The sequence below is a fragment of the Collinsella sp. HCP28S3_E12 genome (genome assembly GCF_052065595.1).
GTDB lineage: Bacteria > Actinomycetota > Coriobacteriia > Coriobacteriales > Coriobacteriaceae > Collinsella.
Genome location: NZ_JBQHTS010000010.1, coordinates 39,191 through 53,684, shown reverse-complemented (window position 1 = coordinate 53,684; position 14,494 = coordinate 39,191). Strand labels below are relative to the sequence as shown.

Annotated in this window: 12 protein-coding genes and 1 pseudogene; 4 read left to right on the top strand and 9 right to left on the bottom strand. The window is 58.9% G+C overall.

The window, feature by feature from the left end:
• Nucleotides 1–88: 88 nt before the first annotated feature.
• Together ACTNBY_RS05485 and ACTNBY_RS05480 are read right to left on the bottom strand one after the other, a co-directional pair.
• Nucleotides 89–985, bottom strand: a complete 897-nt coding sequence (locus ACTNBY_RS05485) for a DUF4097 family beta strand repeat-containing protein (protein WP_441063719.1) — start codon at nt 983–985, stop codon at nt 89–91.
• Nucleotides 985–1,701: a helix-turn-helix domain-containing protein gene (locus ACTNBY_RS05480; protein WP_441063717.1), complete on the bottom strand. Its 717-nt coding sequence runs from the start codon at nt 1,699–1,701 to the stop codon at nt 985–987. The genes ACTNBY_RS05485 and ACTNBY_RS05480 overlap by 1 nt, the downstream gene beginning before the upstream one ends.
• A 267-nt stretch (nt 1,702–1,968) precedes the next feature.
• On the opposite strand from ACTNBY_RS05480, the gene ACTNBY_RS05475 reads away from it, so the two are divergent.
• The 3 genes and pseudogenes from ACTNBY_RS05475 (at nt 1,969) to ACTNBY_RS05465 (ending at nt 6,791) form a co-directional block, all read left to right on the top strand.
• The gene (locus tag ACTNBY_RS05475; protein ID WP_441044870.1) at nt 1,969–2,841 is read left to right on the top strand and encodes a class I SAM-dependent methyltransferase; all 873 of its coding nucleotides are present in this window, start codon (nt 1,969–1,971) and stop codon (nt 2,839–2,841) included.
• Between the two features lie 119 nt (nt 2,842–2,960).
• Nucleotides 2,961–3,842, top strand: a pseudogene (trmB, locus tag ACTNBY_RS05470) (tRNA (guanine(46)-N(7))-methyltransferase TrmB).
• Nucleotides 3,843–4,109: 267 nt separating this feature from the next.
• A complete protein-coding gene (locus ACTNBY_RS05465) occupies nt 4,110–6,791 on the top strand; it encodes a DEAD/DEAH box helicase (RefSeq protein WP_441063716.1) in 2,682 nt (893 codons plus the stop codon).
• 79 nt (nt 6,792–6,870) lie between these two features.
• Here ACTNBY_RS05465 and ACTNBY_RS05460 read toward each other — a convergent pair whose 3' ends face one another.
• From ACTNBY_RS05460 to ACTNBY_RS05435, 6 genes are all read right to left on the bottom strand, one after another.
• Nucleotides 6,871–8,628 (bottom strand): DUF2130 domain-containing protein, encoded by a 1,758-nt coding sequence (locus ACTNBY_RS05460; protein WP_441063714.1) that lies wholly within the window; start codon nt 8,626–8,628, stop codon nt 6,871–6,873.
• A 150-nt stretch (nt 8,629–8,778) separates the two neighbouring features.
• Nucleotides 8,779–9,324: a metallophosphoesterase gene (locus tag ACTNBY_RS05455; RefSeq protein WP_441063712.1), complete on the bottom strand. Its 546-nt coding sequence runs from the start codon at nt 9,322–9,324 to the stop codon at nt 8,779–8,781.
• Nucleotides 9,325–9,390: 66 nt separating this feature from the next.
• On the bottom strand, nt 9,391–9,570 hold the full coding sequence (locus ACTNBY_RS05450; protein ID WP_154517096.1) for a hypothetical protein: 180 nt from the start codon (nt 9,568–9,570) through the stop codon (nt 9,391–9,393).
• 18 nt (nt 9,571–9,588) lie between these two features.
• Nucleotides 9,589–9,915, bottom strand: a complete 327-nt coding sequence (locus ACTNBY_RS05445) for an HIRAN domain-containing protein (protein ID WP_117655201.1) — start codon at nt 9,913–9,915, stop codon at nt 9,589–9,591.
• 123 nt (nt 9,916–10,038) lie between these two features.
• Nucleotides 10,039–11,418, bottom strand: coding sequence for an aldehyde dehydrogenase (locus tag ACTNBY_RS05440; protein WP_441055208.1), 1,380 nt, complete (start codon nt 11,416–11,418; stop codon nt 10,039–10,041).
• An 8-nt stretch (nt 11,419–11,426) separates the two neighbouring features.
• Nucleotides 11,427–11,942, bottom strand: coding sequence for an iron-containing alcohol dehydrogenase (locus ACTNBY_RS05435; RefSeq protein WP_441063710.1), 516 nt, complete (start codon nt 11,940–11,942; stop codon nt 11,427–11,429).
• A 403-nt stretch (nt 11,943–12,345) separates the two neighbouring features.
• Here ACTNBY_RS05435 and ACTNBY_RS05430 point away from each other — a divergent pair, with 403 nt between their 5' ends.
• Nucleotides 12,346–12,906 carry a ferritin family protein gene (locus ACTNBY_RS05430; RefSeq protein ID WP_154517090.1) on the top strand — a complete coding sequence of 187 codons (561 nt, stop codon included), beginning with the start codon at nt 12,346–12,348 and terminating at the stop codon, nt 12,904–12,906.
• 249 nt (nt 12,907–13,155) lie between these two features.
• On the opposite strand, the gene ACTNBY_RS05425 is transcribed toward ACTNBY_RS05430, so the two are convergent.
• Nucleotides 13,156–14,028: a hypothetical protein gene (locus tag ACTNBY_RS05425; protein ID WP_441063709.1), complete on the bottom strand. Its 873-nt coding sequence runs from the start codon at nt 14,026–14,028 to the stop codon at nt 13,156–13,158.
• Between the last annotated feature and the right edge of the window lie 466 nt (nt 14,029–14,494).

The following is a 14,494-nucleotide window of genomic DNA, read 5'->3' as shown; positions in this document are numbered from 1 at the left end:
GTAAAGGCAAAGGCGCCGGAGCCCGTCACGGCCCCGGCGCCTCCATCAAAGAGCACGCCTATATGTACCGATCTCCGAAAACCGCATGTCACTCCGAATCAAACGACATGTCGCCCGAACCGACCTCAAAACGATACGTGGCAGACTTATCCCCGTTGTCGAATTCAAGATTCAAAATGGTCTCGCCGTCGTAGCCAAGCGGAAGGAAATCGCTCTCGAAGTCGCCGCTGCCCAAGGTGACGCTCGCCTTAAAGCCCGTCGAGTTCGGAACCGTCATCTCCACATCGCCCGAGGCCACGCTCACGTCCATCGACTTCGCGGGGGCCTGGTAGAGCTCGAACGTCGCATCGCCCGAACCGACCTCAGCGCTGAGCGCATCAGTCACGCTGCCCGAAAACTCTACATCTCCCGCACCCAGGAAAAGGTCGAAACCATCACAGATGACACCGGCAATCTGCAGATCACCCGAGCCCACGTGCGCGTTGACTCCCTTCAGATGTTCGGCAACACGGCGTGGCAGCTCAACCGTAACTGAGCGATCGATTGCCTTACCGTCATCACTTCCAAACTGGGAAACCTTGAGCGTCGAGTCCTCGACGGATGCGATGTTTTGCGTCGCGGCCTTGGAGGCATCCATACCCTCGGCAACGCGCCCCCGCTCTATAACGCGAGCCTTGTTGCCATCAACAACCTTGACGTCCACCGAAGCCGCATTGATATCGAAATCGAGGTAGCGGAACTCATCGGCATCAAAAGTCACACTCGAAAGTTGCTGAGGCCGAGCGGAATAGTTACCGCTATTCAAGGAATCGTCCTCGTCAAACATATCGTCAAAATCAGACAAATGGCCAGATAGAATACCGGTCGTACGCACCATATCGGAATGAGCCAATAGCCGCGAAATGCCAAAGACAAGCCCAATGATGAGCACAAACGCTCCGACGCCAACGCCCAAGCGTACCTTGGATTCATGCGAAAGCTTCATCATTCATCACCCTCTTTGGCAATCGGCTCAGCGGTGGTCGCGGTAGCCACGTCAGCATCAACCGCAGCGGAAACATTCCGAGCCCTAGCCGTCACCGGCGCCGGACCAACCTGAATATCACCGCGCGCCCAATCGCCATCGAGCGCACGCGCCACCCAGTGATAGATGGGAATCGTAAAGAAGATCAGCGCGGCAAAGGGGCCGGCGCCAAACGGGAACATCAGCAAAAAGAACAGCAGCCAGCACACGGCCCAATACGGGAACGACTGGAACGGGCCCTTCACCGGAGTCGAGCCAACTGCGCCGCCACTCGTCGCCTGCGCCGTAGCAGCATTGGCGGCCTGCGCACTCCAGCTTGCCGCTTGCGCCGCCTTGGCCGCAGCATCACTCGCCTGTGTTGCCGCCTCGGTGGCACGTGCCGCCGCCTCATGGGTGCGTGCGCGCTCCGCGGCCTCGGCCTCGCGCTGGCGGGCGCGGTCCTCGTTCTCAAACTCGATATCGTCCTCGATCTCATCGCTCGGATTGAGCAGCTCGTCCAGGCTCACGCCATAGAGCTTGGCGAGCGAGATCAGGTTCTCGGTATCGGGCGAGCTCTCCGCGCGTTCCCATTTGCTGACCGCTTGGCGCGACAGTCCCAGCTTTCGTGCCAGCCCTTCTTGACTAAAGCCTTTGCTGCGGCGAAGGTCGGCGAGCCGCTGCGCAGTTTCTACATTCATGGTTCCTCCTATGTGATGCCAGCCGTGCCGCCGGACCGTTTTTGTTCTTAAGGCGCCTTGCACAGTTAAAAATCTATCCGCCACCGCCAAAAGCATGCCACCTATTCTAGTGAGATTTTTGACAACCGGCGGTTGCGGGTGCATGTGAGCTGCGGAAATGTGTCCAAACAAAGCAATGGCACCTAGCCCGGTTGTCCCCGTTGCGGCGTTAACGGTAGTATGGTCGTACTGTTAATTCCGCACCGCCAACGGAGGGAGTCCCGCGCCGTGAACCGCGATTTCGCCTCATCGCTCATCCAGCTCAACAACACGTTCTATCGCGAGCACTCCGCCTCCTTTTCCGATACGCGTCAGGCCCCGTGGCCCGGCTGGGTGCGCACCATGGATATAGCGCTCGGGCAGCTCGACGTCGCCACAATCGAGCATCCCGTCCGCGTCTTCGATCTCGCCTGCGGCAATATGCGATTCGAGAACTTTGCCGCCGGCGGCGCACTTGCCGCCAAGGGCGTCGACGGCGCAAACTCCTCGGCAGATGCCAGCTGCCCGTTTGAGTTCTATGGCGTCGACTCGTGCCAAGACCTGGCTATCGATGCGCACGGTCACGCCCTGCGCATTCCCAACCTGCACTTCCAGGAACTCGACGTGCTCGATGCCCTCATGAAGCTCAACCCCGCCGAGGCGCCCGACGCGCTTTTCGACGCCCCGCTCGCCGACATCTCGGTCTGTTTTGGCTTTATGCACCACGTGCCGTCGTGCGAGTACCGCGTACGCGTGCTCGACGCCCTGGTGCGGCAGACGCGCCCGGGCGGCATCATCGCCATTAGCTTTTGGGAGTTTATGAACGACGAGCGCATGGCGCGCAAGGCCGTTCGCGCCGAGGCCCGCGCCGAGCTCACCCCGCCGTTTGAGGGTTACGATTCAGCGCAGTTTGAAGCCGGCGACCACCTCATTGGCTGGCAAAACGACCGCCACGCCTACCGCTATTGCCATCACTTTGACGATCAGCAGATCACCGACCTGGTGCGCGGCGTTCGCACGTTCTACAAGAGCGGCGAGGTCCCCGTACGCGAGCTTGAGCGCTTCCATGCCGACGGTCGCAGTGGCGAGCTCAACCGCTACGTGATTCTCAAGCGCCTGTAGGCGCCGACGACTCGCCGTCGAGCCGCACCGCGTCTTTCGGGCAAGCTATGCCTACCCTTTTTTCAACCCATTAACGGAACGCGCAGCTATGCGTTCCATACTTATGACCAAGGAGCCTCATGGGAGCCGTCCACGTTCGCACGCCTAAGAACTTTGTGCTCGAAGAGCGCCTGGAGCGCTACGCCGATGCGATTGAGACGAACCCTGAAATCTATGCCGGAGATTGGCGCGAGGCCTGTGCGCCCGCAGGCAGCAAGTCTTTCGAACACCTTCACCTGGATCTTGGCTGCGGCAAGGGAACGTACCTTGTAGAGCGCGCGGCCCACGAGCCAAACACGCTCTTTATCGGCATGGACCAGGAGCCCATCTGCATCGCCTATGCCGCATAGAAAATCTGCGAGCAGGAACTGACCAACGCACTCGTCCTGCCCCGAGGCGCCGCATCGTTGCCGCAGCTGTTTGCCACAGGCGAGCTCGATGCCATCACCATCAACTTTCCCACGCCGCAGCCTAAGGCCAAGTACGCCAAAAAACGACTCGTCCATGTCGACCATCTGATGCTCTACCGTCCGCTTTTTTCAGCCGGCGCCACCGTCACGCTGCGCACCGACAGCAAGCCATTGCGCGACTACGCCCTGGGGCAGTTTGCCGCGGCCGGCTACGACACACTATGGGTAAGTGACGACGTTCGCCGCGACCATCCCGAGCATCCCGAGACCGAATACGAGCGCCGCACGCGCGAGATGGGTGCCGCCGTCTATGGCATTTGCGCCACTCCCGACGCGCTGCCCAGCGATGAACAGCTCACGGCGGGGCGCGCGCAGGAGCAAAGCCTTGCGTGCTACCTGCCCGACAATCTCGATGAGCTCACCTACGTGCCCCTCGGCATGGAAGAGGCCGTCGAGAACTTTAAAAACCGCGCCCGCAAGGGCAAGAAGCGCTTACCGCAGGAGTCCCAGGGGCCCCTGATGGTCGCGGCTTCGGCAAACAAGCGCAAATAGGCGCCAGCAAACGACCCTCAAATCTAAGTGAGTAGACTTTTTTGCAATAGCCAAGCACAACCCGCATAACCAATACTAAAACCGCAGGTAGAGCCTTTGTGCAAAAGCCATGTGCTCGCGATATTGCAAAAAGTCTACTCACTTAGCTGGCAACTGCACCAAACAGCTGGGCAGAACGCCCATTTCCTGCATTTTCTTGCCTGCGAACGCATCGATGCGACGCTACGCCATAATAGTTGGCGGACAATCGCGAGAGAAAGCAAACACATGGCACAGACCACGACAGATACCGCCGCCAGCACCGTCTCCGGTGCCGGCGCCGCCAGCTCGTTCTCGGGCGGCACGGGAACCGAAGCCGAGTTTGGCTCGCTCGGCGCGCTCTCTCCCACCTGGTGGGAGCCCGAGGACGGCAGCGAGCCCGAACCATGGCTCACGCCCGATCAGGCCTTCGAACGCTTCTTTGAATGGACGAGCGACCGTGGCATTGAGCTGTGGGATCACCAAGAAGAGGCCCTCATGGACCTGGCCGCCGGCGATCACGTCATTTTAGGCACACCGACCGGATCGGGTAAATCGCTCGTCGCGCTGGGCATGCTCTTTATGGGCATGGCTCAGGGCAAGCGCTGCTATTACACGGCCCCCATCAAAGCCCTGGTCAGCGAGAAGTTCTTCGACCTGGTACAGGTACTCGGCCGCGATAACGTCGGCATGATCACCGGCGATACGCATATCAATACCAAGGCGCCCGTCATCTGCTGCACGGCCGAAATCCTTGCCAACGATGCGCTGCGCGAGGGCGAAGATGCCGATGTTGGCTGCGTCGCCATGGACGAGTTCCACTACTTTGCCGACCCCGACCGCGGCTGGGCCTGGCAGGTACCGCTGCTCACCCTGCCCCACACGCAGTTTATGCTCATGAGCGCCACGCTCGGCGATGTCACCGCCATCGCCGCCTCGCTCGAGGAGCACACCGGCGCTGCTTGCGACTTGGTTGTCGATGCCCCGCGTCCTGTTCCGCTGAGCTACGACTATGTGACGACCTCCCTCGAGGGCACGGTCGAGCTCGCCATGCGCCGTGGCGAGGCCCCGCTCTATATCGTGCACTTTAGCCAGGATGCCGCCCTTGCGACGGCACAATCGCTCGCCAATTTTGGCATCGCCAGCAAGGAGCAGCGCGAGGCCATCAAAGAAGCGGCAAAGGGAACGAGCTTCTCCACGGCCTTTGGCAAGATTCTCAAGCGCCTGCTTGGATGCGGCGTCGGCGTGCACCATGCTGGCATGTTGCCGCGCTATCGCCTGCTGGTCGAGCGATTGGCGCAGCAGGGCCTGCTGCCCGTCATTTGCGGCACCGACACACTCGGCGTCGGCATCAACGTACCCATCCACACCGTGGTGCTCACCGCGCTCACCAAGTTCGATGGTTACAAAATGCGTCGTCTGCGCGCCCGCGAGTTCCATCAAATTGCCGGTCGCGCCGGTCGCTCGGGCTTCGATACCGAGGGCATGGTAATCGCCGAGGCACCCGAGCACGAGATCGAGAATGCCAAGCTTATGGCCAAGGCGGGCGACGACCCCAAAAAACTCCGTAAGATTAAAAAGAAAAAGCCCCCCGAGGGCTTTGTCTCCTGGAACAAGCAAACTTTTGAGCGCCTGATCGAGACGCAACCCGAAACACTCAAGCCACGCCTGCGCATCACGCACTCTATGGTGATTAGTGTGGTCGAGCAGGGCGGCAATGCCCGAGCCCGCGTACATGACCTCATCGAGACAAGCCTGCAGACCCCCGAAGAGAAGGCCAAGCTTGAGGTTCGCGCCGACGAGATCTTCGCCACGCTCATCGACTCCGGCGTCGTCGTGCGCACCGAGATGCCGCCCGCACCCGACGCTCCGGTTGACGCCGCGCCGGACATCGACTACGCGCTGACGGTCGACCTGCCCGAGGACTTTGCGCTCGACCAGCCGCTCTCGCCTTTTTTGCTTGCCGCGCTGGAGCTGCTCGACCCCGAAAGTGAGACCTATACCATGGATCTCATTTCGATGGTCGAGGCCACGCTCGAGGACCCCAAGCAGGTATTGCGTGCACAGGAGCGCGCCGCACGCGATCGCGCTATGGCCGAGATGAAGGCCGACGGCATCGAGTATGAGGAACGCTTGGAGCGCATTCAAGACGTCACGTACGAAAAGCCGCTCGAGGATTTGCTCGACGCCGCTTTTGACAAGTACTGCCAGGAAGTGCCCTGGGCAAACGACTACCAGCTCTCTCCCAAGAGTGTCCTGCGCGATATGCTGGAAAGCGCGAGCGATTTTAAGGGTTACATTCAAAAGCTCGGCATCGCCCGCTCCGAGGGCATTTTGCTTCGCTACCTGGCAGAGGCCTACCGTTCGCTCGACCGCACCGTACCCATCGAGAAGCGCGACGAGCGCCTGCGCGACATTATCTCGTGGCTGGGCTTTGTGGTGCGCTCGGTGGACTCGAGCCTGGTGGACGAGTGGGAGAACGCCGGCAACCCGGCAGCCCTCGATGCCGCGCCGCCACAGGGCATCGACGAGGTCGTGGCGGACCGCCGCGGCTGCACGCTGCTGGTGCGCAATGCGCTCTTCCGCCGCGTGACCCTTGCCGCCCGTGAGCACGTTCGCGACCTGGGCGAGCTCGACGACGACTGGGGCATGAGCGAGATCCGCTGGCAAAAGGCCCTCGATGCCTACCATGAGCAGCACGAGGAAATCCTCACCGACGGAGATGCCCGCAGCGCCGCGATGTTTTCCATCGATGAGTCCGACGAGAAGACCGCGCACGTATGGCACGTGCACCAGATCTTTGCCGACGAGGACGGCGACCACGACTTTGGCATCATGGGCGATGTCGATCTGGACGCCACGCAAGACGGCGGTGAAGTCATCTTCAAAAACTACCGCGTCGGCTTTATCGAAGACCTGCTCGAGGACTAGTCGAACATACTGGAACGAAACGAAGCGGGGCCGTTGGCAATATCGCCAGCGGCCCCGTTTTTGCACTATACGCTATGCCTTACTCGGTATCCTCGACCTCATACGAATCCGCCTCGGCTGGCTCATCGTTTGTCTCTGGCGCAGCCCCGCGCGCCTCATCAAACGCCGCCTTCATGGTCTTGTTGCCCCACGTGAGCTTGCGAATGGTAAGATCGTCGGCCTTCTTGTTGGCTAGGCGCAGATTGTTCTCGGAGGACAGCAATGCCTCCTTGGTTTTCTGCAGATGGCTAATCGTCTTGTCGATCTCATCGATTGCCGTTTGGAACTTGCGACTCGCGATCTCGTAGTTGCGACCGAAATCATTCTTGAACTTCTCCATCTTGGCTTCGAAGTTCGTGACGTCGATATTCTGCTGTTTGTACTCCGCTAGCTCCTGCTTATAGCGCAGTGAGCCCATGGCGGCGTTGCGAAGGAGCGTGATCATGGGAATGAAAAACTGCGGGCGAATCACGTACATCTTCTCGTAGCGATAGCTCACGTCGACTATCCCTACGTTATAGAGCTCGCTCTCGGGCTCGAGCAGCGTGCAGAGCACCGCGTACTCACAGCCTTTCTGGCGACGATCGTGATCGAGTTTCTTAAAGAAGTCCTCGTTTTTATGCTTGGTCGCGGTCTCGTCGTTCTCGTTTTTCATCTCGAACATAATCGAAATGACCTCGTTGCCGCTCGCGTCGCACTCGCGGAAGATAAAGTCGCCCTTGGTACCCTCGGACGCATCGTTATCCTTCTCGAAGTACGCGTTGGGAAATGCCGTCATGCGCAGACGGTTAAACTCGGTCTCGCAGTGCTGCTCGAGCGACTCGCCCACCATCTTGGTGGACAGACGGACCTTCATGTCCTTAAGGCGCTCGATCTCTTCATCCTTGTAGCGAATCAGGTCATCGCTCGCGCGCTTGGCCTGCGCAAGCTCGAGCTCGTGTGCCGCCTTGACCTGTTCCTCGCGAGAATCGCGCACCGCCAGCTCGCTCGTCAGTTTGGCACGCGCCTCATCGCGCTCTCGCTCCGCCGCGGCGACCGCCTTCGACAGCTCCATTTTTGCAGAAAGTTCTTGCTCACGAAGCTGTGCACGAAGGCCCTCGGCCTCGCGCTCAGACTGAGCCTTTGCGGCGGAAAACTTCTCTTGTACCTTCGCGCGATAGTCAGCAAGCGCGCGCTCGGCCTCGCTGCGAGCGGCATCGAGCTCACGCTGCGACTCTGCCGCGGCAGCGGCAAGCGCCATCTCCTGGGCCTTGTCCGCCGCGGCAAGCCTGGCCTGCAGCTCGGCAATCTGAGCATCACGTGCAGCTAAATCGTTTTGAGCGGCATTGCGTGCCGCCGACTCGACGAGCTTGGCTTCGTCATCTTTGCGCTCCAGCTGCGCACGCAAATTGTCGATCTCGCGCTGGAGTTCGGCATTCTCCTTTTGAGCGTTGGCTCGTGCCTCTACCGCCGCGCGCTGGCTTGCACTCTCGCGCTCTGCGGCAGCGCCCTCGAGCTTGGCACGCAGCTCGGCGAGCTCAGCATCGCGCTTGGCAACCTCTTGTGCCAGCTGTTGAGCCGCAGCGTTCTTCTGCTCGGTAAGCTGAGCGTTGCGCTGGGACTCTGCCTTTTGCAAGGCAGCCATCGAACGCGAGCGCTCAAGCTCCAGCGCTTGCTCGCCCTCGCGCTGGACCGCCTTCACACGCTCATCCAGGTCGCGCGAAAACTCGGCATCGCGCACTTGCTTGACGATATCCGCATAGCCGGACGCGTCGACCTTAAAAACTTCGCCACAATGCGGGCACTTGATCTCGTTCATAGCAGCTCCTCGCTGGACGCAAATTTCAACCGCCTACACTCTACCGCGCTGCGCGGACAAAAAAGGCGCCGCCGCCATAATGGCAACGGCGCCAGAACCGCCACAAAGGTGCCCGTCCCCTTTGTGGCGGTTTGTGTGACGGTTCGAGAATTACAATCCAAAGAAGCCTAGGATTTGGTCACGGCTTACGGGCTTGTACTCGTTGGCATCGAGGCCGACATCGTAGCGAAAGATAGGACGTTCGCGATCGCGGTTGCGCGTATTGGTGCGGTCTCCCCTGCTGTGGATATGCCCGTGCAGCATGATGGCGCCACGTGCCTTGCCATTCCAGCTGAGCATGGGGTAGTGGCTCATAACCAGACGATGACCCTTGGCATAGCCGGGGGCAATCTCCAGGTAATCACGCACGTCTTCCCAAATCTGCGGCACGTCGGGATCTTCCCAGTCGCCGTCATGGTTACCACGGATGAGCGTCACCTTCTGGCATTCGATGCGCTCGCGCAGGCGCACGGCATCCGCTAGGGGCAGACGATAGGTAAAGTCACCCAGAATATAGAGGCGGTCGTCCGCAGCCACGCACTCATTGATGACATCGATGACCTTGCGGTTCATCTCCTCAACCGAGCCAAACGGTCGGTCCATGTCGTGCAAGATATTCGTATCGCCCAGGTGCAGGTCGGCGGTAAACCACATCATCGTCTCAGTCCTCATTTCGCAACGCGTCCAACTCGTGCTAAGTATACAGACGCAGCGATGCGGCAGTTACCCAAAGAGCCCGCCAAACAGTCCGCGACGGCGCTTGTCTTTCTTTTTCGACGCATCACCCTGAGTTTTCTTGTCCTGTCGCATCTTACGATCCTGCTCCAGCTCATCGTCGTCGAGTAGCATATCCCACTCAAACGAATCGTCCGTCAAATCGAACAGGTCGTCGTCATCAAACATGGCAGCCTCCCTTACCGATTAGCGGGCATCCACCACATAGAGCCCAACGCGCACCTGGTGCCACGGGCTACGCTCGGGGGCAACCTGCTGCACGCGGGCCTCAAATACGTCCTCATGGCCGTAATACATCATCAAGGACAGCGGACCGACCTCGTTTCCCGGAACATAGCCAAGCTTGGTGTTGCCGTAGTAGATCGCAACCGCCTCGGGATCATGGGGATTATCGCGCTCGGCGCACAGCGTCAGTTTATCGCCCGCTTTAAGATCGCCCAGGACCAAAGCGCCGTCGGCATACTGAAATCCCGCAATGTGAAACGACAGAAGAACACGTGAAGGCTCGTACATAGCAACTCCCCTAACGGCCGGATAAACCGGCGCTTAACCTTACCGAGAAGTCTACGGGTCCGTACGGACACAAATTCATCCTGCCTGCGTCTTTTCGACCGTTTGTCCCTATGTCATCTGATTTTAATGCACAAACATGCGCACGAATTTGTGCTTCCAGTTTGCGTAAGGGGCATAGCGGAATGGCACGTCCAGCCACGTTGCCTTGTTCACGATGCTCTTCTTGTGGCTAAACGTATCGAAGCTCTCGCGTCCATGATACTGCCCCATACCGCTCGCTCCCATGCCGCCAAAGCCCATATGGCTCGTAGCCAGGTGCATGATCGTGTCGTTGACGCAACCGCCACCAAAGGGCACGTAACGCACAAAGCGCTGCTGAACCTCACGGTCCTGGCTAAAGATATACAGGGCCAGCGGCGTCGGACGATCCGTAATAAACGTCTCGGCCTCGTCTAGGCTCTCAAACGTCAGCACCGGCAAGATGGGACCGAAAATCTCCTCCTGCATCACGGCGTCATCGGGGGCCACGCCGTCCAAAATTGTCGGCTCAATCTTGAGCGAAGCCTCGCGCGCAGCACCTCCAAGCACGACCTTATCGGAATCGATTAGCCCGTGCACGCGCGCAAAATGCTTGGCATTGACGATATGCCCGTAATCCTCGTTGTCGAGCGGATGCTCGCCAAACATACGGCGCGCCTCTTCCTTGATGAGGCCCAGCAACTCGTCGTGCACGCGCGTATCGACCAGCAGGTAGTCGGGCGCCACACAGGTCTGCCCCACGTTGAGCCATTTACCAAAGGCGATACGCCGTGCCGCAACCTTCAAGTTTGCCGTCGCATCCACGATGCAGGGACTCTTTCCACCCAGCTCAAGCGTCACGGGCGTAAGGTTTTTACTTGCGCGCTCCATGACGAGCTTGCCGACCGGAACGCTACCGGTAAAGAAGATCTTGTCCCAGCACTCATCGAGCAGCGCTTCGTTCTCGGCGCGCCCGCCCTCGACAACTGTCACCAGGCACGGATCAAATGCCTCTTCGCAGATCTGCTTGAGCACCGCACTCGATGCTGGAGCATAGGCGCTCGGCTTGATGACCACAGTATTGCCCGCGGCAAGGGCGCCGGCGAGCGGCTCGAGCGTTAGCAAAAACGGGTAGTTCCACGGGGCCATGATGAGCGTGACGCCATAGGGCACGGCTTGCGTTTTGCACACACTCACGGCGTTGGCAAGGTCGCACGGACGCAGGCGCGGACGACTCCATCGAGCCACATGCGCGATCTGATGACGAATCTCGGAAAGCGACGTGCCGATCTCGCACATATACGCCTCGTCATGCGACTTTCCCAAATCGGTCTTGAGCGCATGGGCAATATCGGCCTCGTGGGCCCGCACCGCATCGCGTAAACTCACGAGCGCACGACGTCGAGCATCGACATCAAACGTGGCGTGCGTCTTAAAGTAGACGCGCTGGTCTCCGACAATGCGCGCAATTTCCTCGGTATTCATGGACCCTCCTAGTTCTCGCCCTCAAACATACCACCCGCGTCGACCTCGTACATGCGCATCAGCTCCAAACGGTCCATCAAAAGTGGAACGGGGTACAGCGGATTGGCCTCGGCATCGGCATGCGCCGCCATCTCGGGAATGTCGGAGCGGCGAATGCCCGTCACATATTTGGGAATGTCCAAGGCGGCGTTCATTCGATCGACCCAATCGATAAAGGCCTCGACGGCATGCGTCAGGGCGTCCATGCCCGTCTGCCCCGTAATGGAGGCGAGCAGACCGCGCGTAAACTCGGGGTCGTGCACCGCAAAGCGTGGGATATGCACAAAGTCGTTAATGGGGTACTTGTAGTGCGTCTCGTTATCGGTGATAACCGCCGCAAGCGTGACTTCGCTTCCCGTACCGGCGGTAGTGGGAACCGCAATAAGCAGCGGCAGGAGACGGTGGACGCGCAGCAGACCGCGCATCTTGTTGATGGGCTTGTTTGGCTGCGCGATGCGTGCTCCCACGCCCTTGGCACAGTCCATGGCCGAGCCACCGCCAAAGCCGATAATGGCCTGGCAGGCGCTCTCTCAGCATGCTCCAGAATGTGTGGCTCGGTATAGGGCAGCACCGGCAATGCGATGCGAAAACCGTTTGATACGTTCGGCACCAGGCGCAGCGGGCTAGATTATAAAGGAAACTCCCTCATTTGTTGATTGGTCAACATTTGTTCGACCGATTGTACTCATCAGAGGTCGCAGGCGGCCTGCCAATCGTTAATCAATCAACATCTTCATATCTCAAAATTGTTTTATCAAAAATCATTCCTAATAGGCTTCACATTTTGTTGCATTTATGGATAATAGAACTCGTCAAGACGCACGTCCGGAGAGGGCCCTTACGGGATCGGACAAGCGCCCCATCGCCATCCATCGAAAGGATCGAATCATGAAATTTGTTTGCCCCGTTTGCGGTTATGTGGAAGAGTTCGACGGCGACCAGCTGCCCGAGGATTTTAAGTGCCCCCAGTGCGGCGTTCCCGGTTCTCGTTTCCTGAAGCAGGAGGAGGGCAAGCTCGAGTGGGCTGCCGAGCACGTCGTGGGCGTCGCCAAGATGGAGGGCGTCTCCGAGGACATTGTTGCCGATCTGCGCGCCAACTTTGAGGGCGAGTGCTCTGAGGTCGGTATGTACCTGGCCATGGCTCGCGTCGCCCATCGCGAGGGCTATCCCGAGATCGGCCTATACTGGGAGAAGGCTGCCCACGAGGAGGCCGAGCACGCCGCCAAGTTCGCCGAGCTCCTGGGCGAAGTCGTGACCGACTCCACCAAGAAGAACCTCGAGATGCGCGTTGAGGCCGAGAACGGCGCCACCGCCGGCAAGACCGATCTTGCCAAGCGTGCCAAGGCCGCTGGCCTCGATGCCATCCACGATACCGTGCACGAGATGGCTCGCGACGAGGCCCGCCACGGCAAGGCTTTCGCCGGCCTGCTCAAGCGCTACTTTGGCTAAGCCAACCGCCTGAGAGATAATCTCTAACTTTAAAGGGCCCGAACCGCATGGTTCGGGCTTTTTTCGTGTCTCATGAACTCGTTAACGCCCTGAAATAGGGCCACCTTCGGCATCGACTTCTCGTCAAAAACTAAGTGAGTAGACTTTTTGGAACTTGCCGAGCAGACCATCCATATTGCTCTATAAAGCAGCAGGTAAATGACTTGTTGCAAAACGGCCTGGTCGCCATCACGCCAAAAGTCTACTCACTTAGATCCGCGCCGTCCACGATCGAGCTGTTTTGTGTCCAATGGACATCTTTCCGTCGATTACTCCCAATTTTGTCCAGTCAACGAATAGTTCAGACCGGAGTAACGCCTCAACCCTTTGCTCATCCGAGCTTTTTTCGCGATATTCAACATCGAGCATCCTGCATACGGCCTTAACGATCGCACGGAATCTATCCTCATCGGATATCTGTCCGTGTGTCAGGAGAAGCACGTCGTAGCCCATGGCTTGAAGCGCCGTCATGCGATCAGCGTCACGCAAGCCATCCCCCGCGCGCCCGTGCGAGGCCTTTCCCTGGCATTCAATGGCCACCTGTCGCCTCCCGTCCGGCGAGGAAAGAAGTAGATCGATATATACGCGGGTCTTTCCTACAATCGCTCGAGCACTTGTGCTTAACATCACTTTGACATTGAGCTCTATGCCGCAAAAACCTTCACCTCCCAGGGCTCGCGGCAGTCCAAGCAACAAATACGCCTCGACCTCAAAAGGCGAAGCGGCACCCAATGGAACGAGTTGCGACACCGCCATAAATCGATTGCCGTAACGCATCCCGCAAACATCTGAACAAAAACGGTCAAGGTCCCCATCCGAAACCAAAGCGGCGCGACGCCATAAATTTGAGGCGGCGCCGCCCTCGGACGGGCAGCGCACCCAACCCAACGTTGTCGAAATCGCACCCGAATCAATTGCACGCGAAAGCACCACCTCAAGTGCCGCCGGCAGGGCGCATACCGCAAACAAGCCGCACATCTCCGCCAATACCAGAAGAAGTTGGAGATCCGTCAGATGTCGAGACATGATAAATGCCGTCAGTAGAGGAGACGTGACCAAAAATCCATGCTCCGTTTCCAGCACGGATTCCCTGGGGAGTTCACCAAGAAACAGCCGCTGCCTAATGTTGGCAGGGCAAGTCCGTTTGTTTCTCGTCCGAACCAATGTATACAACGGAAAACCGAGCGCGACCGCAGCCGTCGGGTTGCGGACGAGGTCATATCGCTGCCGGTCTTCATCCGGCCGCGGAAGCGGAGGACACAAAGCGCGGACTTGAGGGGGCAAACGCCAGTACCTAAAAGCCGATATGTCACAAAGTAAATCCTTCATAGGCACAGGAAAGCACGAATTTCAACCCAGTCGGTCTCTCATTGGGGCGAACGCACCAAAAATGGCTCCGAACGAACTGCAAAGTTTTCAACAGCCCTCCCCAACTGGCCAAAAGCTTACCGAGAACTGGACGAAGCCCTGTTGGAAACCCCACTTTTTTTCTCATGCGGAAGCTTTGCGCGGCAAGTGAGTAGACTTTTTGGAACATCCCGAGCAGACC

Excerpts from the sequence above, each read along its gene's own strand:
- ACTNBY_RS05440 (WP_441055208.1), bottom strand. The coding sequence starts at position 11,418 with ATGAATACCGAGGAAATTGCGCGCATTGTCGGAGACCAGCGCGTCTAC.
- ACTNBY_RS05460 (WP_441063714.1), bottom strand. The coding sequence starts at position 8,628 with ATGAACGAGATCAAGTGCCCGCATTGTGGCGAAGTTTTTAAGGTCGAC.
- ACTNBY_RS05465 (WP_441063716.1), top strand. The coding sequence starts at position 4,110 with ATGGCACAGACCACGACAGATACCGCCGCCAGCACCGTCTCCGGTGCC.
- ACTNBY_RS05480 (WP_441063717.1), bottom strand. The coding sequence starts at position 1,701 with ATGAATGTAGAAACTGCGCAGCGGCTCGCCGACCTTCGCCGCAGCAAA.
- ACTNBY_RS05485 (WP_441063719.1), bottom strand. The coding sequence starts at position 985 with ATGAAGCTTTCGCATGAATCCAAGGTACGCTTGGGCGTTGGCGTCGGA.
- ACTNBY_RS05455 (WP_441063712.1), bottom strand. The coding sequence starts at position 9,324 with ATGATGTGGTTTACCGCCGACCTGCACCTGGGCGATACGAATATCTTG.
- ACTNBY_RS05450 (WP_154517096.1), bottom strand. The coding sequence starts at position 9,570 with ATGTTTGATGACGACGACCTGTTCGATTTGACGGACGATTCGTTTGAG.
- ACTNBY_RS05430 (WP_154517090.1), top strand. The coding sequence starts at position 12,346 with ATGAAATTTGTTTGCCCCGTTTGCGGTTATGTGGAAGAGTTCGACGGC.
- ACTNBY_RS05445 (WP_117655201.1), bottom strand. The coding sequence starts at position 9,915 with ATGTACGAGCCTTCACGTGTTCTTCTGTCGTTTCACATTGCGGGATTT.
- ACTNBY_RS05435 (WP_441063710.1), bottom strand. The coding sequence starts at position 11,942 with ATGGACTGTGCCAAGGGCGTGGGAGCACGCATCGCGCAGCCAAACAAG.